19 protein-coding genes are annotated in these 22,516 nt (G+C 73.2%); 11 read left to right on the forward strand and 8 right to left on the reverse strand.

What is annotated here, in order from left to right; translation table 11 throughout:
• From folP to Q0116_RS08015, 5 genes are all read left to right on the forward strand, one after another.
• Positions 1-945 (forward strand): dihydropteroate synthase (gene folP / locus Q0116_RS07995; protein WP_297886801.1); only part of this gene is annotated, 945 nt, incomplete at its 5' end.
• Positions 946-1,030: 85 nt separating this feature from the next.
• A complete protein-coding gene (locus Q0116_RS08000; protein ID WP_297886802.1) occupies positions 1,031-2,539 on the forward strand; it encodes a bifunctional oligoribonuclease/PAP phosphatase NrnA in 1,509 nt (502 codons plus the stop codon).
• 61 nt (positions 2,540-2,600) lie between these two features.
• A complete protein-coding gene (locus Q0116_RS08005) occupies positions 2,601-3,362 on the forward strand; it encodes a bifunctional 2-polyprenyl-6-hydroxyphenol methylase/3-demethylubiquinol 3-O-methyltransferase UbiG (protein WP_297886803.1) in 762 nt (253 codons plus the stop codon).
• Positions 3,363-3,450: 88 nt separating this feature from the next.
• Positions 3,451-4,521: an NAD(P)/FAD-dependent oxidoreductase gene (locus Q0116_RS08010; protein WP_297886804.1), complete on the forward strand. Its 1,071-nt coding sequence runs from the start codon at positions 3,451-3,453 to the stop codon at positions 4,519-4,521.
• 138 nt (positions 4,522-4,659) lie between these two features.
• Complete coding sequence (locus Q0116_RS08015; RefSeq protein ID WP_297886805.1) at positions 4,660-5,217, forward strand: hypothetical protein; 558 nt, start codon at positions 4,660-4,662, stop codon at positions 5,215-5,217.
• 377 nt (positions 5,218-5,594) lie between these two features.
• Here Q0116_RS08015 and ilvA read toward each other — a convergent pair whose 3' ends face one another.
• Positions 5,595-6,806, reverse strand: coding sequence for a threonine ammonia-lyase (ilvA, locus tag Q0116_RS08020; RefSeq protein ID WP_297886806.1), 1,212 nt, complete (start codon positions 6,804-6,806; stop codon positions 5,595-5,597).
• Positions 6,807-7,040: 234 nt separating this feature from the next.
• Complete coding sequence (locus Q0116_RS08025; protein ID WP_297886807.1) at positions 7,041-7,448, reverse strand: gamma-glutamylcyclotransferase family protein; 408 nt, start codon at positions 7,446-7,448, stop codon at positions 7,041-7,043.
• A gap of 159 nt (positions 7,449-7,607) precedes the next feature.
• Here Q0116_RS08025 and Q0116_RS08030 point away from each other — a divergent pair, with 159 nt between their 5' ends.
• Positions 7,608-9,065, forward strand: coding sequence for an MATE family efflux transporter (locus Q0116_RS08030; protein WP_297886808.1), 1,458 nt, complete (start codon positions 7,608-7,610; stop codon positions 9,063-9,065).
• 27 nt (positions 9,066-9,092) lie between these two features.
• On the opposite strand, the gene Q0116_RS08035 is transcribed toward Q0116_RS08030, so the two are convergent.
• The 6 genes from Q0116_RS08035 to Q0116_RS08060 form a co-directional block, all read right to left on the reverse strand.
• Positions 9,093-9,404: a hypothetical protein gene (locus tag Q0116_RS08035; RefSeq protein ID WP_006111676.1), complete on the reverse strand. Its 312-nt coding sequence runs from the start codon at positions 9,402-9,404 to the stop codon at positions 9,093-9,095.
• A gap of 51 nt (positions 9,405-9,455) precedes the next feature.
• A complete protein-coding gene (locus tag Q0116_RS08040; protein WP_297886809.1) occupies positions 9,456-11,009 on the reverse strand; it encodes an alpha-isopropylmalate synthase regulatory domain-containing protein in 1,554 nt (517 codons plus the stop codon).
• Between the two features lie 264 nt (positions 11,010-11,273).
• Complete coding sequence (locus Q0116_RS08045; RefSeq protein WP_297886810.1) at positions 11,274-11,972, reverse strand: hypothetical protein; 699 nt, start codon at positions 11,970-11,972, stop codon at positions 11,274-11,276.
• A gap of 366 nt (positions 11,973-12,338) precedes the next feature.
• Entirely contained in the window at positions 12,339-13,019 is a 681-nt protein-coding gene (locus tag Q0116_RS08050; protein ID WP_297886811.1) for a hypothetical protein, read from the reverse strand.
• A 72-nt stretch (positions 13,020-13,091) separates the two neighbouring features.
• Positions 13,092-15,173, reverse strand: coding sequence for a type II secretion system F family protein (locus Q0116_RS08055; protein ID WP_297886812.1), 2,082 nt, complete (start codon positions 15,171-15,173; stop codon positions 13,092-13,094).
• Positions 15,170-17,560 (reverse strand): type II/IV secretion system ATPase subunit, encoded by a 2,391-nt coding sequence (locus tag Q0116_RS08060; protein WP_297886813.1) that lies wholly within the window; start codon positions 17,558-17,560, stop codon positions 15,170-15,172. Before Q0116_RS08060 ends, Q0116_RS08055 begins: the two co-directional genes overlap by 4 nt.
• Positions 17,561-17,914: 354 nt before the next feature.
• Between Q0116_RS08060 and Q0116_RS08065 the strand changes: the two genes are divergently transcribed.
• From Q0116_RS08065 to Q0116_RS08085, 5 genes are all read left to right on the forward strand, one after another.
• Entirely contained in the window at positions 17,915-18,919 is a 1,005-nt protein-coding gene (locus Q0116_RS08065; protein WP_297886817.1) for an alcohol dehydrogenase, read from the forward strand.
• Between the two features lie 173 nt (positions 18,920-19,092).
• The gene (locus Q0116_RS08070) at positions 19,093-20,076 is read left to right on the forward strand and encodes a S49 family peptidase (protein ID WP_049897738.1); all 984 of its coding nucleotides are present in this window, start codon (positions 19,093-19,095) and stop codon (positions 20,074-20,076) included.
• Positions 20,073-21,104, forward strand: coding sequence for a DUF4350 domain-containing protein (locus Q0116_RS08075; protein ID WP_297886814.1), 1,032 nt, complete (start codon positions 20,073-20,075; stop codon positions 21,102-21,104). The genes Q0116_RS08070 and Q0116_RS08075 overlap by 4 nt, the downstream gene beginning before the upstream one ends.
• A 74-nt stretch (positions 21,105-21,178) precedes the next feature.
• Positions 21,179-22,231 (forward strand): zinc-dependent alcohol dehydrogenase family protein, encoded by a 1,053-nt coding sequence (locus tag Q0116_RS08080; protein ID WP_297886815.1) that lies wholly within the window; start codon positions 21,179-21,181, stop codon positions 22,229-22,231.
• 74 nt (positions 22,232-22,305) lie between these two features.
• Positions 22,306-22,479 carry a hypothetical protein gene (locus Q0116_RS08085; protein WP_297886816.1) on the forward strand — a complete coding sequence of 58 codons (174 nt, stop codon included), beginning with the start codon at positions 22,306-22,308 and terminating at the stop codon, positions 22,477-22,479.
• Positions 22,480-22,516 lie beyond the last annotated feature (37 nt).

The raw sequence follows: 22,516 nt of genomic DNA on the forward strand, positions 1-22,516 counted from the left end.
GACGGCGGGGGGCTCGGGGGCGTGGCGGTCGACCTCGCCGCGGCCGCCGGGATCGAGGCGCCGGACGGCGGTCGGAGCTCCGAGGGCGACGAGCCCGCCCCCGAGTTCCCGTGGAGCGACCGGACCGCCGTGATGGGCGTGCTCAACGTCACGCCGGACTCATTCCACGACGGGGGGCGGCACGCCGACCTCGACGACGCGGTGGCGGGCGCCGAGCGGATGGTCGACGCCGGGGTCGACATCGTCGACGTCGGCGGCGAGTCGACCCGACCGGGCGCGGACCCGGTCCCGGTCGCGGAGGAGATCGAGCGCGTCGTCCCGACGATCGAGGCGATCCAGTCCGTGCCGGCGGTCGGCTCCGGCGACGTGCTGGTCTCGGTCGACACCCGGAAGCCCGCGGTCGCCGAGGCGGCCCTCGACGCCGGCGCGGACATCATCAACGACGTGACGGGGTTGGAGGACCCCGAGATGCGGTCGGTCGTCGCGGACGCCGACTGCCCGGTGATCGTGATGCACAGCCTCGACGCGCCGGTCGACCCGGACGCCGACCCCGAGTACGACGACGTGGTCGGCGAGGCCGTCGACGCGCTGCGCGAGCGCCTCGCGATGGCCGACACGGCGGGCATCGACCGCGACCGCGTCATCGTCGACCCCGGGCTCGGCTTCGGGAAGTCGCCGGCGGAGGACTTCGAACTGCTCGCGCGCTGCGGCGAGTTCGCGGCGCTCGGCTGTCCGGTCCTCGTCGGTCACTCCCACAAGTCGCTGTACGGCGCGGTCGGGCGCGAGGCCGACGACCGCGAGCACGCGACGGTCGCGGGGTCCGCGCTCGCCGCCGACCGCGGCGCCGACATCGTCCGGGTCCACGACGTCGCCGAGAACCGCGCGGCGGTCGACGTCGCCGCCGCGGTGAACGGCGCGCTCCGCGACGGGGAGGACGCGGAGTGACCCGGCATCGGTGCCCGCCCGGCCCGGCCGCGACCCCGTGCCGCGCCGACGGCAGCGTTTTGCCTCGCGATCCCCTCGCGCCGGTATGACCCGGCGCCTGCTGCTCGGCTGTAGCGCGGTCGGGAACGCGCTCGTCGAACACACCCGCGACGAGCGCGGCGCACGCGACGACTTGGTGGCGGTCACCGACGACACCGGTTGGGTGTCGACGCTGCGCGACCGCAACGTCGCCACCGTCGAGGCCGACCCGACCGACCCCGCGACCTATCCCGACAGCGCCGCGGTCGTGCTGGTCGCGAGCGACGACGCCGCGCGCAACGTCGCCGCCGCGCGCGCCGCTCGGTCGACGTACCCGGACGCGATGATCGTCGCGCACCTCGGGACGGCGCCGACCGACGAGCAGCGGGCGGCGGTCGCGGCGGTCGCCGACCGCGTGGTCGACCCCGCGGCGGCGGTCGCCGACCGCGTCTTCGAGGCGGTCGGGATCGACGGTGAGTCCGGCGTCGACGGGAGGCCCGCGGTCGACGCGGGGGCGTCCATGACCGACGAGGGCGGCGGCGAGAAGCCGGCCCGGCTGCTCGCGACGCTGCGGGGGCTCTCCGGGCCGCTGCTGGTCGTCGCGCACGACAACCCAGACCCGGACGCCATCGCGAGCGCGCTCGGTCTCGCGCGGATCGCGGCGTCGATCGGCGTCGACGCGGACGCGTGCTACGGCGGCGAGATCGCCCACCAGGAGAACCGCGCGCTGGTGAACCTCCTCGACATCGGCCTCCGTTCGTTCGACGGCGTCGACCTCGACGAGTACGCCGGGATCGCCTTGGTCGACCACTCGCGGGCGGGGATCAACGACAGCCTCCCGGAGGACCACCCGGTGGACGTCGTCGTCGACCACCACCCGCCGCGGGGGCCGGTCGCGGGGTCGTTCGTCGACATCCGGCCCGCGGTCGGCGCGACGAGCACGCTGATCGCGGAGTACCTCTCGCGGTACGGGATCGCGCCGGACCGCGAGCTCGCGACGGCGCTCCTGTACGGGATCCGGATCGACACGAAGGACTTCACGCGCGCGACCGCCATCGACGACTTCGAGGCGGCGGCCGACCTGCTCGCGCACGCCGACGAGTCGACGCTCGAACGCGTCGAGAGCCCGAGCGTGAGCCCGGAGACGCTGCGCGTCCTCGCGGCCGCCATCGAGAACCGCGACGTGCGCGGGTCGGTCGCGGCCTCCTGCGTCGGCGAGATCACGGACCGCGACGCCCTCGCGCAGGCCGCGGAGCGGCTCCTCGACCTCGACGGCGTGACGGTGACGTTCGTCTACGGCTACATCGACGACGTGATCTACGGCTCCGCCCGCGCCCGCGGCGCCGACCTCGACGCGGGCGAACTGCTGCGCGACGCGCTCGACCCCGTCGGGTCGGCCGGCGGGCACGCCGCGATGGCCGGCGCGCAGGTCCCGCTCGGGATCCTCAGCGAGGTCTCCGAGTCGGAGTCGCTGCCCGAAGTCGTCGAGGCGTTCGTCGCCGGCCGGTTCTTCGAGGCGCTCGACGACGCCCCCGCCCAACCGACCGGGCTCCCGCCGGAGTTCCCCACGGACTGAGCGTGCGAACGCGTCGCACCCCGGCGGAAGACACACGTCTCTCGGCGCCGACGCGCCGTCCATGCCCGACGGACTCTACGACGAGCGGCCGCGCCTGTACGACTCGATCCAGTCCGACTGGGCGTACGACCGCGACGTCGACTTCGTCGGCGACGCGCTCGCCGACCGCGGCGTCGACCCAGCGCGCCTGCTGGAGGTCGGCTGCGGCACCGGCGAGCACACGCGCCGGTTCGCAGCCCGCGGGATCGACGTGACCGCGATCGACGCCCACGGTGGGATGCTCGCGGTCGCGCGGGAGAAGTGCGCCGCCGTACCCGCGACCGACGCCGCGTCAGCCACCGACGGCCGCGGCGCGGTCGACCTCCGTCGAACCGGCCTCCCGGATCCGGACCTGGGCGACGCCGGTCCGTTCGACGCGGCCGTCGCGATCCGCGGCGTCGTGAACCACCTCGCCCCGGACGACCTCGCCCCCGCGCTCGCCGCGCTCCGCGACCGCCTCCGGCCGGGCGGGGTCCTCGTCTTCGACAACTCTCCCTTGCCGGCCGACGGGAACCGGCCCGGGCTCGACGTCGGCCGCGACGCGGACGGGGCGATCGAGTACGTCCGCGTCGCGCATCACGTCGCGACCGACGACGGCCGCCTCGACTGGCGGGCGGTGACGTTCACCCCCGACGGCGACCCGTTCACGGACCGGCGTCGGATGACGCCCTTCGCGGACGAGCGGATCGCCGACGCGCTCGCCGGGGCGGGATTCGGCGACGTCGACGTCGCCGACGGCTACGGGCCCGCCGACGACCGGAGCGTGTTCGTCGCGGTTCGGTGAACGGGTCCGTGGCGGTTCGGTGGGGCGGTCGTGCGGGGATCGCGCAACGGTCGCAACGTACATAGGACGCGGCGGCCAACTGTGGGTAATGACCGACGACATCGTCGACCACCGCCGACTCGTCATCGCCGGCACCGGTATCTCCGGCCTCTCCGCGGCCATATACGCCGCGCGGTCGAACAACGACCCGCTGCTCATCGAGGGCGACGAGCCGGGCGGCCAGCTCACCCTGACGACCGAGGTGGAGAACTACCCCGGCTTCCCCGAGGGGATCTCCGGCCCGGGCCTGATCAACGACATGAAAGAGCAGGCGAAGAAGTTCGGCGCGGAGGCGCGCAACGGCGTCATCGAGGACGTCTCGAAGGAGCCCGCGGGGCACTTCCGCGTCGCGCTCTCCGACGGCGACGTGTACACCGCCGACGCCGTCATCGCCGCGTCCGGGGCGAGCGCGAGGACGCTCGGCGTCCCCGGCGAAGACGAGCTGATGGGGTACGGCCTCTCGACGTGCGCGACCTGCGACGGCGCGTTCTTCCGCGACGAGGACATGCTCGTCGTCGGCGGCGGCGACGCCGCGATGGAGGAGGCGAACTTCCTGACGAAGTTCGCGGACACCGTCTACGTCGCGCACCGCCGCGAGGAGTTCCGCGCCGAGGACGTGTGGATCGAGCGCACGATGGACGCGGTCGAGGAGGGCGATATCGAGCTCCTCCTCAACACCGAGCTCACCGAGATCCACGGCACCCCCGAGGACGGCATCGACCACGTGACGCTCGTCGAGCACCCCGACGGCCACCCCAAGGAGAAGCTCGACGACCCCGCGACCGCCGACGCGGTCGACGAGTACGCGTTCGACGTTGGGGCCGTCTTCTACGCCATCGGCCACACGCCGAACACGGACTTCCTCGAGGGGACAGGCATCGAGACCGACGACGACGGCTACCTCCTCACCGAGGGCGGCCGCGGCGGCGGGCAGACCCGCACCGGCGTCGACGGCCTCTTCGGCGCGGGCGACGTGGTCGACTTCCACTACCAGCAGGCAGCCACCGCGAGCGGCATGGGCGTGAAGGCCGCGCTCGACGCCGACGAGTACCTCTCCGAGCGCGAGCGCGCCGGCGAGCTGTACGAGGGCGCGGTCGACGCCGCGGCCGCCGACGACTGAAGCGCGGTCCGTCGGTTCCGACGCGTTCGATTCACCGTCTCGACGGCTCCGTCCACCCCCGTGACGCGATCGGTGACGCAAACTCCTCTTTGAGTCATACGCGGTACTATTTGCGCCTCTCCCGTCGTTCGAAACGTGATGAACAGACGCGGTCTGGTCGTCGTCGCCGCTGCGCTCGCGTTGTTCGTGACCGGTAGCGCCGTCGCCCTCGCCGGCCCCGTGTCGGGAGGGCCCGGCGGCCTCCTCGGCGGGGCGAGCGACCCGCCGGCGCTGCTCCACTTCGATACCGACGAGGTCCGCTGTCCCGACGAGTTCGCGGCCAACGGTTCGACCTCGGTGGTCGCCGGCGGTCCGAACACCGAGATAACGTACGCTCGAAACGTCTCCCTGCCGAGTTCCTCGCACGCGGTCGGCGGCCCGAGGTTCGAACGGCTGAACGAGTCCGCCTACGTCCTCGACGTCCCGATCGAGGAGGCGGGGAACGCGTCGCGGTCGTGTTCGGGCGCCGTCCGCTACAACGGCACGATGCGGATTCCCGCGGGCGACGATCCGTGGACCCTGATCGTGAAACAGGACGGCGAGACGGTCACGACGCTGCGCGGCGACTCGGACTCCTCGCTCCTCGGCGGGTCGACGAGCGTGAGCGGAAGCGTTTCGGCGCCCGCACGGTCGGACAACTCCACGAACTCGTCATGAGACTGCTGTCCCACCGGCGGTGAACGCCTCCAGGGCCTCAGCCGCTCGCTTATAGATAGATGACAGTAGATCGACGGTGAACACCGCCAAAGCCCCAGCCGCGAGGACTCGGTGCGCTCGCTGCGCTCCTCGTTCGTTCGCTCCGCTCACTCACTGCGGTGCTTGCGTCGCGCGCCGTCGTCCTCGCGGCTGCCCCTTTGAGTCCCACCCGACCGCGACCGCACCGCGCCTCACGCCTCCCCAGCCTCGTCAGTCGCCTCCGCTTCGCTCCGGCGACTGACTCCCTCGCGCGTGCTGGCTCGCGGCCGCCCAGGGCGGCCGCTCGCAGGCGCACGCCACCGCACTGCCGCGTTTGTTTATAAATAGCGTCGTTCGTGCTACGAGAGGATCTCCACGTCGTACCCCTCGGCCTCGAGCGCGTCGACGATGTCGGCGGCGTGTTCGGCGTCGTCGGTCTCTAATTCGAGTTCGAGTTCGGCCGCGTTGACCGCCACGTCGCGGGAGGTGCGGTCGTGGTGGACCGCGTACACGTTCGCGCCGGTGCGCGCGACGATGCTGGAGACGCGCTCCAACTCGCCGGGGCGGTCCTTCAGGTCGATGGTGATCTTGAGGTACCGGCCCATCTGGACGAGCCCGCGCCGGACCACGGTACCGAGGCGGTTGAGGTCGATGTTACCGCCGCAGAGCGCGGCGACGACCGTCTCGCCGTCGTCGTACTCGAACGCCTCCGAGAGCACCGCGGCGAGCGCGACCGCGCCGGCGCCCTCGACGAGCGTCTTCGCGCGCTCCAAGAGGAGCGTGAGCGCCAAGGCGATCTCGCGGTCGTCGACGGTGACGACCTCGTCGACGTACTCCTCCATGACCTCGAGGGTCCGGTCGCCGACCGACCGCGTCGCGATCCCGTCGGCGATCGTGTCGACGCTGTCGATCTCGGTGACTTCGCCCGCCTCCAGCGACTTCGCGGCCGACGCCGCGCCCTCCGCCTGAACGCCGACGACGCGCACGTCGGGCAGCTGTTGTTTGATCGCGACCGCGACGCCCGAGATCAGCCCGCCGCCGCCGATCGGGACGACCACGGTGTCGAGGTCGGGGCAGTCGTCGACGATCTCCAAGCCGAGCGTCCCCTGTCCGGCCATCACGACCGGGTCGTCGAACGCGTGGACGTAGGTCCGGCCCTCGTCGCGCTCTAACTGGTGCGCGTACGCCTGCGCCTCGTCGTAGTCGACGCCCTCCAAGCGGACGCTCGCGCCGTATCCGCGGGTGGCCTTCACCTTCGAGACGGGCGCGAACTTCGGCATCACGACGGTGGCGTCGACGCCCGCACGGCTGGCCGCCAGCGCCACGCCCTGCGCGTGGTTGCCGGCGCTCGCGGTGACGACGCCGGCCTCGCGCTCCGTCTCCGAGAGCGTCTGGATCCGGTTCATCGCCCCGCGGATCTTGAACGCGCCGGTGCGTTGGAAGTTCTCCAGCTTGAGGTGGAGGTCCGCGCCGCTCATTTCGGAGAAGGACCGCGACCGCTCCAACGGCGTGTGCCGGGCGACGTCCGAGACCCGCTCGCGGGCCTCGCGGATGTCGGCGAGACTGAGCATGCCACCCCGTCGCCGCGCCGCCCGCTAATCGGTTCCGGTCGGGCGCGAGCGATCGGGAGCGACGGCGGTCGCGGCCGCCGCGCCGGTGCGGATCGACGAGCGACCGGCTCGCGGTTGCTAAGGGGGGAATGCACGCGTGTGACGTGCGAGTGAAACGAGGCGACGGGAATACAAAAAGGTGCGGCTACCAGAGTGAAAGTGTAACCGCACGACTGCGCCGCCGTCATCGCTCCGTCAGACGGGATCTTGGGGGGTGAGCCGGACCCGCACGTCGCGGTCGTCGAGTACCGATCGCACTCGTCCGCCGAACGGTCCGGCGCCCGGCCACGTCGCGTCCGCGTCGAGGCGGTCGGGGTCGCCGACGTACACCGCGGCGGCCTCCGGGTAGTCGGCCGGGGCGTCGAGCGGCACGGTCTCGCGGACGTACAGGCCGCCGTCGACGTCCTCGTACGCGTCGAGCGCGTCGATTTCTTCCGTCCGGAGGAGCCGCCCGGCGGTCTCGCCGCCCGGCGCGAGCGTCGGGTACCGCCCCTCCACCAGCCGGAGGCCGGTGAGCGTCGCGGGGCCGACGAAGACGAACGAGTCCGCCACCTCGGCGACGGCGTCCGGCTCGGTCAGCGTGCCGTACACGAAGACGTCCATAGGGTCCGTGGGTCGCTCGCGGCTTTCAACGTTCGGGCGCGATCGAGGCGACGCCGTCGGTCGGGGCGGGCGACCCCGTCGCTCGTCGCCGCGTCGGGTCCCGGCGACGCCGACCGGCTTCGGTATATCAATACCCCGGGCGACCGTCGGGGGCGACGCATGGACTTCCCGCGGCTGCGGCGCGTCTGGAAGCGCGTGTTCTCGCTCGCGTGGCCCGTGATGGCCGAGCAGACGTTCCGCACCGCGATGCGGACGACCGACATCCTCGTCACCGCGCTGTTCTCGCCGGCCGCGGTCGTCGCGATCGGGCTCGCGGACCTGTACGCCCGGTTCCCGCTGCGGATCGGGCTCGGGCTCGGCGGCGGCGCCATCGCGCTCTCGTCGCAGGACACCGGCGCGGGCGCCGCGGAGAACCGCGACGAGGCGGTGACGCAGGCGATCCTGCTCGGCGCGCTCGCCGGGATCCCGTTCGTCCTCTTCGGGTTCCTCTTCGGCGAGCTCGCGATCGACGTATTCGGTCGCCTCGTCGGCGAGGGCACCTCGCCCGCGGTCGTCGACCTCGGCTCGACGTACCTCGCGGTCGTCTTCGCGACCGCCCCGGCGCGGCACGTCGCCCTCGTCGGGGCCCGCGCGCTCCAGGGGACCGGCGACACCCGCACGCCGATGTACGTCAACATCGCCGCCAACTCCGTCAACATCGCCGGCTCCGTCGTCCTCGGCCTGGGGCTGTTCGGCCTCCCGCGGCTGGAGGTCCTCGGCGTGGGCCTCGCGACGGCGGGCGCGAACGTGCTCACGGCCGGACTGCTCTGTTTCGCCATCTGGGGGTCGTGGACCGACGCGGACTTCGCGTGGCCGCGCGACCTCACCATCGCGAAGCAGCTCCTGATCGTGAGCGCCCCGCGCGTGCTGGAGGGGTTCGGCTCCGAGATCGCGGAGTTCCCGTTCAACGCGCTCCTCCTCGGCTTCGGCGAGACGATCAACGCCGGCTTCCAGATCGGCCGCCGGGTCTACCAGCAGGTGACCGGCCCGCTCTCGCGCGGGTACAACGTCGCGGCGTCGGTGCTCGTCGGGCAGGCGCTCGGCGAGGGCGACCCGGAGGCCGCGCGGTTCAACGGGTGGGCGGTCGCCGGGCTCGGCGTGCTCACGGTCGGGACGATCGGTCTCGGGCTCGTCGTCGCCGCGCCGCGGATCGTCCCGGTGTTCACCGACGACGCCGCGACCGTCGCGTCCGCGGTCGACTTCGCGCGCGTCTACGGGGTCGCCGGGGCCGCCCTCGCCTGCTTCTCCGCGCTCTCCGGGTCGCTCCAGGGCGCGAGCGAGACGCGGATCCCCCTCGTCGCGCGCCTCTCGGCGATGTTCGGCCTCTTCCTCGGGCTCTCGTGGCTGCTCGGGCGCACGCTCGGACTCGGGCCGACGGGCGCGTACGTCGGCGTCTCCGCGGCCTACGCGTGGATGGCGCTCGTCGTCGCCGCCGGGTTCCGCTACTCGGGCTGGGCGACCCGCGCCGCGGACATGATGGACGCGCGTGGCTCCGGACCGGACGCCGATCCCGAACCCACCCCCGACCCGCAATCGGGCGCCGAATCGGACCCCACGCCGGGAGAGAAGTCGTCGTAGCCGCCGCGGTCGCCTCGAACCCCGCTCTTACGGCTCGCCGCCGAGCGACTCCTGCTCGGAGCCCGTGTCGCCCCTGAGCCGCCGCCGGCGCTTGTCGTAGGCGGCCTCCAGCTTCGCGTTCGTCGCCCGGGAGACGAGGTAGCAGTCCGCGTCGCCGTCGTCGCGGGGGTGCGCGCTCGCCACCCAGACATGGCCGTCGCCGGCCGACAGGTCGTCGGCCCACCGCTCGGCGGCCGCCCGGCTCTCGAAGGCGTGGCGGGGGCCGTCCTCGAAGACGAGCCGCCCCACCTTCGCGTTCCGCTTGCGGGCCGAGGGCTTGATCGCGACGACGACGCTCACACCCGACGTTCGACCGCCCTCGAATAAAAACCTCGTCAGACGCCGGCGCGCTCAGTCGTCGGCGACGGCGCCCGGGTCGGCGTCCGCCGCGTCCGCCTCGGCGGCCAGCAGGCGGTCGAGCCCGTCGACCATCCCGACGACGCTCGCGCGGGTGATGTCCGCGTCCGACGCCGAGACGCTCACCGAGCGGTCGCCCCGCGAGAGGTCGACCTCGACGGTGACGACCGCGTCGGTGCCGCCCGTGATCGCGTCGACGTGATAGGAGTCGAGGTCGAAGGCGACCCCCTCGCCGCGCTCGCCGTCGTCGCCGCCGAGCGCCGTGCGGACCGCCTCCAGCCCGGCGTCGACGGGCCCGGCGCCCGTGCCGGAGGCGACCCGCTCGTCGTCGCCGACGCGGAGCCGCACCGAGGCCGTCGGGAGGTTCCCCCCCGAAGTCGCCGAGAGGTCGACGAGCTCCACGCGGCGCTCGCGCTCGCGCCCGCGAACGTCGTCCGCGACGGCCAGCAGGTCGGCGTCGGTGACGCGCTTCCCGCGCTCGCCGAGCTCCTTGACGCGGGCGACGACCTCTCGCAGCTCGTCCTCGTCGACCGCCACGTCGTGCTCCGCGAGCGCCGCCTTCACCCCGGCGCGCCCGGCGTGCTTGCCGAGGACGAGCCGGCGCTCTCGCCCCACCGTCTCCGGCGGGTACGGCTCGTACATCGTCCCGTCCTTCAGGGTGCCGTCCGTGTGGATCCCGGACTCGTGGGCGAAGGCGTTGGCCCCGCAGACGGCCTTGTTCGGGGGGAGCGCGACTCCGGTGGCCTCCGAGACGGCCCGGCAGAGCCGGTAGAGCCGCGAGAGCTCGACGGTGTCGACGTCGTACGACCGCCCGAGCGCGATGGCGACCTCCTCGAGCGCGACGTTGCCCGCGCGCTCGCCGACGCCGAGGACGGTCCCGTGGACGGTGTCGGCGCCGGCCCTCAGCCCCGCGTGGACGTTCGTCAGCCCGAACCCGAGGTCGTCGTGGGTGTGGAGGCTCGTCGGGCCGAGCTCGGCGAGCCGCGAGACCACTTCGGCGGTGCGTTCGGGGTCGGCCGCGCCGACCGTGTCGCAGTAGCAGATCCGGTCCGCGCCGGCGTCGAGCCCGGCCCCGAGCAGGCGTTCGAGGTAGTCGAGGTCGGCCCGCGAGCCGTCCTCGCCGAGCACCTCGACCCACAGGCCGTGGTCCTTGGCGTACTCGACGAGCTCGACGGTCGTCTCGACGACCGCGTCGCGGGTCGACCCCACCTTCGTCTCGACGTGCTTGTCGGAGGCGGGGACCACGAGGTTCACCCCGTCGACGCCGCAGTCGAGCGCGTGGTCGACGTCGGCCCGGACCCCCCGGGCGAAGCTCGTCACCGTCGCGTCGAGCCCCTCGTCGGCGACGCGGCGGATCGCCTCGCGCTCGCCCGCCGAGGTGCACGCCGAGCCGGCCTCGATCAGGTGGACGCCGGCGTCGTCGAGCTCGCGGGCGACGTCGACCTTCTCGCCGGGGGTCATGGAGACGCCCGGCATCTGTTCGCCGTCGCGCAGGGTGGTGTCGAGTAGCTGTACCTCGTCGAGGTCGGTGAGTGGTGTTCGGGTCAAAAGGGGGTCCGTCGGCTCTGCGGTGGTCTCGGGGTCGGTGCCGCCGCGGGGCGGTCGTGCCCCGGAGTCGTTATCGTCGGAGAATTTCGCGGCCAGCCGCCGCGAGGCGACTTCCTCTATCCTCCGAACGATCGCGAGTATCTCGCGTCATTCGTACCCGTGCGAACGACGCACACACGGATAAACTGCCGGGTCGCGTCAGGTATGGCCGAGCGATCGTCGGCGCGGCCCGGGGGATCGCCGAGGATCTCTCGGCTGGTCGCCTCATCCCAGCAGCGACCGGACCGACCGCCGGCGCGTCCCGCACTCCCCGCGGTAGTCGCAGGGCGCACAGCGGTCGTCGTCCACGCGCGGCGGCGGGCCGTCGATCGATCGCGCCGCGCGCAGCGCCTCGCGGTACGCCGCCTTCTTCCGAGTCGTCAGCCGGACTTCGCGGACGACCCCGACCGCGGGATACTCGACCAGCGCGCGCTCGACTTCGCGCTCCCGCTCCCACGCCAGCGCCTTCGCGATCCCCACCGCGCGGGCCGCCTGCGGCTCCCACACGCCGTTCTCCGGCGGTTCGCCCGACGAGACGAGCGTCGGGACCGGCGGCGGCCCGGCCTCTTCGTCGTCGCCCGGGCTCTCGTCAGATTCCCTCGGTTCCAACACCTTGTGGACGGTCCCGTGACAGTCCTTTCCCGAGAGGAACCCCCGTTCTGTCGCGGGATCGACGAGGCGCCCGTAGAGGTCGCGTTCGCGCAGTCGATCCAGATTCCGCCGGTAGGACGCCGGCGACCGGTGGAGGGGGAGCCTCCGGAGCGTCCGGTCGGGCGCGTCAACCAGTTCGTCGTACCGGAAGGCGAGGTCGATCCGCTCGCGCGCCGTCGGCGGGACGCTCCGCTCGTCGTCGCGTCGGACGTAGTAGAGCTGTCGAGGGCAGTACGCCGCGCGGGCCAGGTCGCTGAACGGAACGAGTGTCACGCGAGGGGTGGCCGCGGTATCGGATATAAATGAACGACGGCGCGTGCCGGTGAGCGCCCGCAGGGCGCGAACCGCACGCGCGAGGGAGTCGGCCGTCCGAAGCGAAGCGGAGGGCGGGCGACGAGGCCGGGGAGGCGTGAGGTGCGGTGCTGTACGGGGCGGGACTCAAAGGGGCAGTCGCGAGGACGAAGACGCGCGACGCAAGGACCGCAGGCGCGAACGTAGCGAGCGCTGAGGACCGCAGCGAGCGCATCGAGTCCTCGCGGCTGGGGCTTTGGAGGAGTTCGTCGTCGATCAGCGCATGTACGCGTATGGCCGAGCGGCTGGGGCTTTGGCGGTCTACGCCACCAATCCGCCGTAGACCATTTATAGGGACACGTCCGTCTCGATGTCCTCGGTCGCCTCGCGGAGCCCGTCCTCGCGGGCGTCGCTCGCGAGCGACCCCTCGATGTCGGCGTCGGTGAGGAGGTCGCGGAACGCGTCGCGGAAGCGGTCGTTCGCCCGCGTGGAGGCGATGTCGGTGCGCGCCACCGCGGCGTACCGGGCGACCGTGTCGGGCGCGGCGTCCAACTTCTCGGCGCACTCGACGATCGAATTCCCGGCCGCAGTCAGGCGCTTCAGGTCGGCGTACGCGAAGGGCGCGTCGCCGTCGCTCCCGTGTGCGTCGACCTCGCGGTCCGACTCGCGGACGAGGTGGAGGTCGAACCGCGCCTTCCGGACCGTCTCGGCGTCGACCCCGTCGGGGTCTATTTCGTCGTCACCCTCCTCCCGCTCGGCGAGCGCGTCGCGGATCGCGGTCGCGACCGCCGCGTCGTCCGCGCCGTCGAACCGGCCGCGGGCGACCAGCGCGTAGGCGGCGTCGTCGAGCGGCGTCGAGAAGCCGTACCGGTCGCGCATCGCGGCGACGAGGTCGCGGACCGCGTCGTCGACCGCCTCGTCGTCGCGGTCGACCAGGGTCCCGCGGTCCGCGTCCTGCCGCTCGGTGACCGATTCCGATCCGGTCGCGTCGACGAACAGGTCGCGGAGGTCGGCGGTCTTCTCGTCCATGGACGTGTGTTGTGTGGGCGCGGTAGAAAAGCCTCGCGTCGGCGCGGCGGCCACCTGGACCTCGACTCCGCCTCAAACCAACCCGCCGACGGTGAAGACCACGTAACAGCACGCCACCAGCACGCCCGAGTGGAGCAGCGCGGCGTACCGCCCGCGGGCCGCGGTGCCGGCGAACCAGCCGGACGCCAGCACGGTCGCCTGCGTGACGACGTACAGCCGGAAGCGCTCCAACTCGGGATACACCCCCTCCGGCTCCGTCACCGCCTCCGAGGCGGCGGCGATCTCCGCGAGCCGCGCGGCGTCGACGACCTGCGTGTTCACGACCGCGACGACGCCGGCGACGAGGACCGCCGCGGCCCAGCCGACGGCGATGTACGGCTGCATCGACGAGCGCAGGGCGCGCTGCTCGCTGTACAGCCGCCCGACCTCGATCCGGAGCGTCTCGAAGACGGCGTCGGCGTCGCTGCCGGCGTCCAGCGCGCCCGTGACGAGCCCGAGCGTCCGCGCGGCCAGCGGCGTGTCGACGCGGTCGACGAACCGCTCGATGGCGGCTCCCCGGACGTCGACAGCGGTCGACCCTCCCGCGGAGTCGCCCCTCGATCGAGCCGCCCCCTCGGGCGCGGTCGTCGACCGCAGCGCGAACGCGAGGTCGGCGACGTCGTCGTCTAAGACCCCGAGGTCGACGTCGCGCGCGACCGCCGCCACCGCGGCCTCGAGCGGGCGCCCCTGCGCGACGTGGCCAGAGACGGCGTGGACGAAGTCGGCCAGCTCGCGGTCCCTCGCGTCGTCGATCCGGGTGCGACGCGCGGCGACGAGCCCCACCGGGACCGCGAAGGCGGCGTAGCCGACGAGGGCGACGTTGACGAGCGTGTACCCCGCGAGCGCGAGCCAGATCGCGAGGGCGACGGTCGGGCCCGCCGCGACGGTCGCCGTGCTCGCGGGGTTGCGGCCGGCGGTGGCGAGGACGGCCCGCGGGCTCCCGGGGACCTCGTAGCTCGCGCGCTGGCTCGGCGGCCGGAGCGTGCCGACCGCGACCGCGGCCGCGAGCCCGAACGCGACGAGGAACGCCACCGCGCCGTAGAGGACGACGGCGCGGGTCGGCACCACGCCGACCGGCGTCGAGACCGGCGGGAGCAGCTCGGGGATGACGACCGACAGCGCGGTCGCGCCGATGACGAGGAGCGCCGGCAACACCAGCACGGCGACGAACAGCTCCGTGAGCAGTTCGAGGAACCGCCGCGCGCGCTTCCGGGCGCGGTCCTGACGGTGCGAGAGCATCCGACGCTCGGTCGCGAGGAACGCCGAGAGCGCCTCGTCGCCCGTCGCGGCGTGCTTCCGGAACTTGAGCAGGAACGGCGCGAGCAGCTCCCGGGAGGGCGTGTCCCGGGCGACCCGCCGGAGCCCCTCGTCCAGACTCCCGGCGAGCCGGGCGGCGTTGAGCGCCTTCCGCAGCGAGGTCGCGGTGCCGCCGTAGGCGTCGCCGTCGGCCGCCTTCCAGAGCATCGCCCGCGGCCCGTCGCTCCCCGAAGAGAGGAGTTCGAGGTAGCGCACCGCCCCCGGGAGCGTGCGCTCGATGTCCGTGCGGCGGGTCGCGACCACCCACCGCAGGTGGAGCCCGGCGGCCGCCACGGTCGCCCGCTTCGCGAGGAGTGCGGCCCCGAAGGCGACGAGCAGCGCGGCCCGGTCGGTGCGGAGCGGCCCGACCGACTCCGGCGTCGGAGCCGGCGCGGCCGTCGCGCCCGACGAGAGCAGCGCCGCGCCGAACCGCGCCTCCACCGCGGCCGCCACCGCCGGCGCCGCGCCCGCGGCGACGATCAGCGAGGGGACGAAGGCGGCGGCCGCGACGACCCACGAGAGGCCGTACGCCCGCGCGAGGTACGTCTCGAACCCGGTGTCGAGCGCGGTGCCGCGGTACCGCTTCCGGTCGGCGTCGTGCCGGCGGTCGCTCGCGTGGCGCGCGAACAGCGCGTAACAGACGCGGTCGACGACCGCCAGCCGGCCGCCGGTCGCGACGGCGCCGTCATCGACCGCGTCGTTCGCGCCTGGTCCGGGCGTGTCCGCCCCGACGGCGCTCGGACCGTCCACCTCCGTCCCTACTGCGCTCGCATTCTCCGCGCCTCTCCCGACCGCCTCGCTCGCCCGGCGCCGGCTCACGGCCGCCTCCGTTCCGCGGACTCGTCCCGATCCGCGCCGTCCCCGCGGTCCATCGTCCGGGCGGCTCGCTCGACGGTCGCCGCCTCGTCGGTCCGCAGGTCGGCGAGGAACTCGAAGAGCGCGTCCGGCTCGTCGACGCCGTCGCGCACGAGGTACTCCACGTACCGGCGCTTCGACGCGAACTCCTCGGCCACCGCCTCCCGGTCGCGGTCGGTCCGGCTCGCGATCCGGTCGAAGACCCGTACTCGGGGGTCGCCGCCGGGAGCGCCGCGCGCCCCGTCGTTCGCGGCGCTCGCGCTCGACGCCGCGCGGCTCGCGTCGGCGCCCGGCGCGCCGGGGAACCGGAACGTCCCGTCGCCGTCGCGCCACGCGACGGTGTTGTACCGGACGGACTCCCCGCCGGCCTCGACGATCCCCGCGCCGCCGCGCTTGGGGTCGCCGGTCGGGCTCCGCGTCGCCTCAGGGTCGAGGTCGTCGTACGCGGCCTCGGAGAGCGGCTCGATCGCCCGGGAGACGTAGCGGTCGCCGTCGACCTGCCGCGGGAAGACGACGAGGTCGACCCCCCGCAGCAGGCGCGCGGGCAGGTCGCGCTCTCGCAGGCGGTTCGCCAGCGCCTCGACGTCCTCCGCGTGCGTCGTCCCGATCACGCCGTGGCCGGTGTTCAGGCTCTCCGCGAAGGTCTCGAAGCTCTCCGGGGTGTTGATCTCGGCGATGACCTCGACGTCCGGGTTGAGGTAGTTGGCCTCGGTCATCAGCTCGGCCATTCCCACCGACTTGTAGGCGTCCTCGTGGTCGCGAGTGGTGAGCGAGACGCCGGTCTCGTGGGGGAGCCGGACCTCGCGCGACCCCTCGTCGACCGAGACGGGTCGGGCGTCGAAGGGGATGAACGGCGCGTGGGCGTTCAGCAGCGTCGTCTTCCCGACGCCGGTCGGCCCGGCGAAGAGGACCACCCCGCGGTGTTCGTACAGCAGCCACAGCAGCGTCACGAGGTCGACCGACAGCGTGCCGCGCTCGATCAGGTCGACCGGGGTGAGCGCGTCCGCGCGCTGCTTCCGGATCGAGACGTGCGGTCCGCCCTCGGAGATGGCCGGGAGCGCCACCGCACAGCGGATCGTCTGCGGCACGCCGTCGAGCTCGAGGTTCACCTTCGCCGAGGGCGTCGAGGCGTTGAGCTCCGTCCCGTCCCGGGCGGCGATCCCCGTGACGACGTCGACGAACGTCGTCTCGTCCTCGAACGCGAGGTTCGTCGGGATACGCGAGCCGACCGCGGGAGCGCCGTCCTCGGAGCCGCGCTCCTCCCCCGCCGCGCCCTCGAGGACGGAGGCGCGCGGGACGACCTTCACGCGCTCGCCGACGCGGTTCGCCTCCACGTCCTCGAGGTGCGGGTCGCGGATCGGCACCGTCAGGATCCCCTCGCCGACGAAGTCGCGTAACACGTAGTACGCGAGGTCGTCGAGGCGGTCGCGGGCGTACCGCGAGTCGACCGGCGGCGCGACGATCCCCCGGTCCGCGAGCGCGGCCCGCGCCCGGTGGACCGCGGCGTCGAGCCAGGCGCGGGTGTTGCGCGCGGTGAGCCGCCGCGACAGGAACCGGCGGGCGCGGGCGGCGACGAACGACTCGCGGTCCTCGATCACGTCGCTCACGGTCGTCTCCCAGATCCGCGACTTACACTCCTCGATGAGCGCCTCGTCGCCCGGGAGCAGGTCCGGCTCCAGCACGGCGTACTTCGTCTCGAACGCGTCCGAGCCGAGCAGCCGCTCGCGGTAGACGACCACCTCGACCCCGATCCCGGCGAATTCGACGGCGTACTGCGCGAGCCGCTCGGCGGCCACCCGCTCGACGTAGTCGGCGTCCGCGTCGATCCCGGTCTCCAGCGGCGCGAACGTCTCGGTATGGACGACCAACTCGCGGTCGTCGCCCACGTCGGCGACCGCGATCCGGTCGTCCAAGGCGATCGGGGTGAGCTCGCCGAGCAGCCGGAACTCCCGTAACGCGTGGTAGTTGATCCGGCGGCGCGCGGCCGGGCTCGCGTCGACCAGCCTGTCGATCGCCTCCCCGTACTTCGGCTCGAATCCCCGTTCGGCGCGCTCGACGACTCCGACCCGCGTGAGCGGGCGGCGGTGACGCACCGCGGAGAAGCGCTCGCGGACGCGGTCGAGCGCGCGCTCGTCGGCGACCGACAGCGGTGGCTCGCGGGCGTCGTAGCCGAACCGCCCGCCGTCGCGCTCGCGGACGGTGGCGACGACGCCGGGGGCCGCCTCGTACTGCGCGCGCACCTCCGGCGCGTACCACGCCTCGGGATCGTCCGGCGGGACCGGCGCGGGGACCGCACCGCTCGGGTCGTCGTCCGCCTCGTCGACGATCCGGAGGGTCGCTCCGTCGCTCACCGTCCGGGCCCTCCCGGCGTCCGGCGCGCGGCCCGTGCCTCCCGCCTCCGCGCGTCAACCGATCGGCTCGCCGCGCCCACCCGGCGACTCGACTCCCGTATCCGCCAGTTCCCCGCTCGCACGGGTCCGCTCGGGTTCCCAGTTCGACTGCGCGCCGCTCCCGGCGCTCCGACGGGCGGGGCGCCGGCGTCTCGTCTGCCCGCCATCGTTCGATCCGCGGGTGACGGACGGCCGAATTTAAGCGTTCTTTTCTCTCAGCGTCCTATCATTTCGAGGTTCGGAAACGTCTCCGAACCGCCGTCGCCGTCAGGTTCTTTTCCGTCTCGACCGGAGCGGTTCAATATGGCCGACACCATGCGAGCAGCGGTCGTTCCGGAGCCGGGAGCCGAGTTCGAACTGGTCGAGCGCGACGTGCCGGAGCCGGGCCCCGGGGAGGTCCGGGTCGCGGTCGAGGCGTGCGGGATCTGCCGCAGCGACGAGTTCGTCGTCGAGGGGGGCTACCCCGGCGTGGACTACCCGCGCGTGCCCGGCCACGAGATCGCCGGCACGGTCGACGCGGTCGGCGACGACGTCGACGCGTGGGAGGCAGGCGAACGCGTCGGCGCGGGCTGGCACGGCGGCCACTGTTTCACCTGCGAGCCGTGCCGCCGCGGGCAGTTCCTCCAGTGCGAGAACGCGGAGATCACCGGCCTGAGCTTCGACGGCGGCTACGCCGAGTACGCGACCGTCCCGGCCGAGGCGCTGGCGGCGATCCCCGACGCCCTCGACGCGGTCGACGCCGCGCCCCTGCTGTGCGCCGGGATCACCACGTACAACGCGCTGCGCAACTCCGACGCCCGCGCCGGCGACCTCGTCGCCGTCGTCGGCGTCGGCGGGCTCGGCCACCTCGCGGTCCAGTACGCGCACGCCGCGGGCTACGAGACGGTCGCGATCTCGCGCAGTCCCGACAAGGAGCCGCTCGCGCGGGAGCTCGGAGCCGACCACTTCGTGAACGCCACCGAGGCGGACCCGGCCGCGCGGCTCTCGGAGCTGGGCGGCGCGAGCGTCGTCCTCACGACCGCCCCCGCGAGCGACGCCATCGAGTCCGTCGTGGGCGGGCTCGGGATCGACGGCTCGGTGATCGTCACCGGCATCCCGGGCGAACCCGTGTCGGTCGACGCCCAGCAGCTGGTCGGCACGCGTGGGGCCGTCGAGGGGTGGGGATCGGGGCACGCCCGCGACTCGCAGGACACCCTCGAGTTCAGCGCGCTCCGCGACATCACTCCGGAGGTCGAGACGTACGCGCTCGAGGACGTAAGCGCAGCGTACGAGCGAATGGCCGACAACGCGGCGCGGTTCCGCGTCGTCTTGGAGCCGTAGTCGGCGCCCGGTTCGTCGGCCGCTCGGTTCTCTCCCCGTCGCTCGTTCAGTCGTCTCCTCAACCCTCAAGCGTCTCGCCGGTCGCTCAACCGTCCCGCCGGCCCCTCGTCCGCGGTCTCGTCGGCTCGCATTCGTTGTTTTTATCATACAGTTATCGCTCATATCAAACGGCGATGTCAGCAGACAAGCCCTCCACGGCCCTCACGTCGCGACAGCAGTTGGCTGTCGTCGTGCTGGCCGCGGCTCTGGTCGGCGCCGTGCTCGCTCCGAGCGTGTACGCGGCGACCAACGAACCCAGTGATACCGTCGCTGTCGTCGAGATCGAGGGCCCCGTCACCACGGCCCTCGCCGACGACGTCGAGAGCGAACTCGCGGACGTCCGCGCCAACGACTCCGTCGGCGCGGTCGTCCTCAAGCTGGACACGCCCGGCGGCGCACCCGTCGCCTCCGAGCGGATGTACAAGGCGGTCCAGCGGACGAGCGAGGACATGACCGTCATCGCGAGCGTCCAGTCGATCAGTGCCTCGGGCGGCTACTACGCGATGGCGCCCGCGGACGAGATCTACGTGCTGCCGACGTCGACGGTCGGCAGCATCGGGCTGAACGCCCCCGCGCCCCGGACGACGTCGACGCCCCTCGGTCCGAGCGGCCCGGACAAGGCCGGGAGCAACCCGACGCAGACGTGGGCCGCACAGCAGACGCTCGCGGACACCTTCGTCGACGCGATGATGGCGGAGCGCGGCGAGGAGTTCCAGATGCCCCGCGAGGAGGTCGCGAAGGCGCAGGTCTACCTCGGCACCGAGGCCGTCCAGAACGGCTTCGCCGACGAGATCGGCTCGCTCAACGAGGCGATCCACGCCGCGGCCACCGCGGAGGAGCTCGGCGAGTACACCGTCGACACCCGCGAGACCGGCGGCCTCTCCGGGCTCCCCTTCCTCGTCCGGACCGACACGCAGGTCGTCGCGATCTACGCGAACAACCCCGGCTACGCGGACGTCGAGCCGATGGGGCTCACCTACGTCCACTGGCCGGCCGTCCCGCACGTCGACACGATCGAGCGGTTCTCGGAGACCGACCTCCGGACCGGCGACCCGACGCAGCCCGGCGGCGCGACGGGCAACGCGACCGGGCGGCTCGCAGGGGGTGTCGGCGCGTGAGCCGACTCCCGACGCTCGCGGCGGCGTTCGTCGTGACGCTCGCCGCGGTCACCGGCGGCGCGGCGCTCACCGGTTACGTGACCGCCGACGGCGCGGCGCCTGCCCCGGAGATCCAGAACGACCACTACCAGAACCCCGACCTGATCGCGAACGACACGCCCGGGCAGGCGACGGTCGAGATGGACGCCACGGCGCGCTCCCAGACCGTCCTCGTCGACCCCGGCGTGGAGCCGACGAGCCCGGGCGGGGCGTTCCCCCTCGCCATCCTCGGGCTCGGCGGGAGCAGCGTCGCCGACCGCGACATCCGGCCGCTGGCGAACGCGCTCATCGAGAACGGTCACGAGGTCGGCGTGTACGTCCCCGACCCGGACCGGCAACGGCGCCCCGCGCCGCCCGGCGCGGACCCGCCGACGCAGCTCGGCGAGCGGCTCGCCGAGGCCGACGCGTTCGTGACGTTCCGGACCGACTACGAGCCGGACGAGCTCGACGCGATCGAGTCGTTCGTCGACTCCGGCGGCCACGTCGTGCTCGCGACCGAGCCCGACGCGGCGTACTCGGAGCCGGGCGCGGCGTCGCTCGACGCGACGCTCGGCGTCACGACCGAGTCCGGCTACGTGTACAACATGGAGGAGAACGACCTGAACTACCAGCGCGTCTACGCCGAGCCGACCGGCGAGACGCTCCTCACCGAGGGGGTCGACCGGGCGATGTTCCCGTCCGCGACGCCCGTCGGCACGACCGCGACCGGCAGCGACGTGCTGCGGCCGATCGCGGGCAGCGAGCTCTCGACGACGCGCGCGTCGACGGAGGCCCCGCTCGTGGTCCGCGACGACGACGTCGTCGCGATCGGCGACAGCGACTTCCTGTCGCCGGACAACGCCAGGCGCGCCGACAACGACGCGCTGATCGGCAACCTCGCCGACTTCCTCGTGACGAACGACCGGACGCCGCCCGGCTCCGGCGGGGCGTCGGGACCGACGGGGCCGCCGGGCCCCGGTCAGCCGCCCGCGAACGGAACGGCCGGCTGATCGGGCGGTCGATTCTCGCCCGAACGGGTTCCGTCACCCACTCATTTTTGCCGCGCGCGCCGGAAGCGGATAGCATGCGCGCTGCCGTGTTCAACGCTCCCGGCGAGATCGGCGTCGAAGAGCGACCCCGACCCGAGATCGAGGCACCGACCGACGCGATCGTCCGCGTCACCCACACCGCGGTCTGCGGCTCCGACCTGTGGTTCTACCGCGGCGACAGCGACCGCGACCCCGGCTCGCCGGTCGGCCACGAGCCGATGGGGATCGTCGAGGCGGTCGGCGACGACGTCACCTCCGTCGCCCCGGGCGACCGGGTGCTCGCGCCCTTCGCCATCTCCTGTGGCGAGTGCGAGTTCTGCCGGAAGGGGCTCCACACCTCCTGCGAGAACGGCGACTCGTGGGGCGGCGACAACGGCGGCGGCCAGGGCGAGTTCGTCCGGTCGACCCACGCCGACGGGACGCTCGTGCGCGTGCCCGACCGCCACGCCGACGACGAGGACACGCTCCGCTCGCTGCTCCCCCTGACCGACGTGATGGGGACCGGCCACCACGCGGCCGTCAGCGCGGGCGTCGAGGAGGGCTCCACCGTGGCCGTCATCGGCGACGGCGCGGTCGGACTCTGCGGCGTCCTCGCCGCCCGGCGGCTCGGCGCGGAGCGCATCGTCGCCGTCGGCCACCACGAGGACCGGCTCGAACTCGCCGAGGAGTTCGGCGCGACCGAGACCGTCTCCGAGCGCGGCGAGGCCGCCGTCGAGCGGATTCGCGAACTCACGTACGGCGGGCCGAACCACGTGATGGAGTGCGTCGGCGCCGCGAGCGCGATGAACACCGCGATCGACGCCGTCCGTCCCGGCGGCACGATCGGCTACGTCGGCGTCCCCTACGGCGTCGAGGAGGAGGGGCTCGACGTGTTCGGCATGTTCGGGCAGAACGTGACGCTCGCGGGCGGGGTCGCCCCCGTCCGCGCGTACGCCGAGGAGCTGATGGACGACGTGCTCCAGGGAACCCTCGACCCCGCGCCCATCTTCACCGAGACGGTCGGCCTCGACGACGTCGACGAGGGGTACCGCATGATGGACGAGCGCGAGGCGATCAAGGTACTGGTCAAACCGCACGCCGACGCGTAATCGCCCGCGAGAACCGCTCTCCGCTTCGATTCGGCGTAAGGTTTACGTGTGGCTAACCCTTGCTATTCGTTGTCATGTGCCATCATTACGACGAGGCGATGACCTGGGAGGAGGTCCAGGCGCGTCACCGGTCCGAGGAGGCGGACGAACTCGACGACTCCCCCGACGTCGACGCGGTCGACGAGCCGGCGGGCGAGGCGGAGGAGACCGAGCCCCCGGCGGAGCCGCGCGCCCCGGCCGACGACTGACGCGGTCGGGCACGACCCCGCCTCGAACCCCGACGTT

The sequence above is a fragment of the uncultured Halorubrum sp. genome, from assembly GCF_937146585.1.
GTDB classification, from domain to species: Archaea; Halobacteriota; Halobacteria; order Halobacteriales; family Haloferacaceae; genus Halorubrum; species Halorubrum miltondacostae.

Coding starts and splice junctions, on each gene's coding strand:
- Q0116_RS08000 (WP_297886802.1), top strand. CDS start 1,031: ATGACCCGGCGCCTGCTGCTCGGCTGTAGCGCGGTCGGGAACGCGCTC.
- Q0116_RS08005 (WP_297886803.1), top strand. CDS start 2,601: ATGCCCGACGGACTCTACGACGAGCGGCCGCGCCTGTACGACTCGATC.
- Q0116_RS08010 (WP_297886804.1), top strand. CDS start 3,451: ATGACCGACGACATCGTCGACCACCGCCGACTCGTCATCGCCGGCACC.
- Q0116_RS08015 (WP_297886805.1), top strand. CDS start 4,660: ATGAACAGACGCGGTCTGGTCGTCGTCGCCGCTGCGCTCGCGTTGTTC.
- ilvA (WP_297886806.1), bottom strand. CDS start 6,806: ATGCTCAGTCTCGCCGACATCCGCGAGGCCCGCGAGCGGGTCTCGGAC.
- Q0116_RS08025 (WP_297886807.1), bottom strand. CDS start 7,448: ATGGACGTCTTCGTGTACGGCACGCTGACCGAGCCGGACGCCGTCGCC.
- Q0116_RS08030 (WP_297886808.1), top strand. CDS start 7,608: ATGGACTTCCCGCGGCTGCGGCGCGTCTGGAAGCGCGTGTTCTCGCTC.
- Q0116_RS08050 (WP_297886811.1), bottom strand. CDS start 13,019: ATGGACGAGAAGACCGCCGACCTCCGCGACCTGTTCGTCGACGCGACC.
- Q0116_RS08065 (WP_297886817.1), top strand. CDS start 17,915: ATGCGAGCAGCGGTCGTTCCGGAGCCGGGAGCCGAGTTCGAACTGGTC.
- Q0116_RS08070 (WP_049897738.1), top strand. CDS start 19,093: ATGTCAGCAGACAAGCCCTCCACGGCCCTCACGTCGCGACAGCAGTTG.
- Q0116_RS08080 (WP_297886815.1), top strand. CDS start 21,179: ATGCGCGCTGCCGTGTTCAACGCTCCCGGCGAGATCGGCGTCGAAGAG.
- Q0116_RS08085 (WP_297886816.1), top strand. CDS start 22,306: ATGTGCCATCATTACGACGAGGCGATGACCTGGGAGGAGGTCCAGGCG.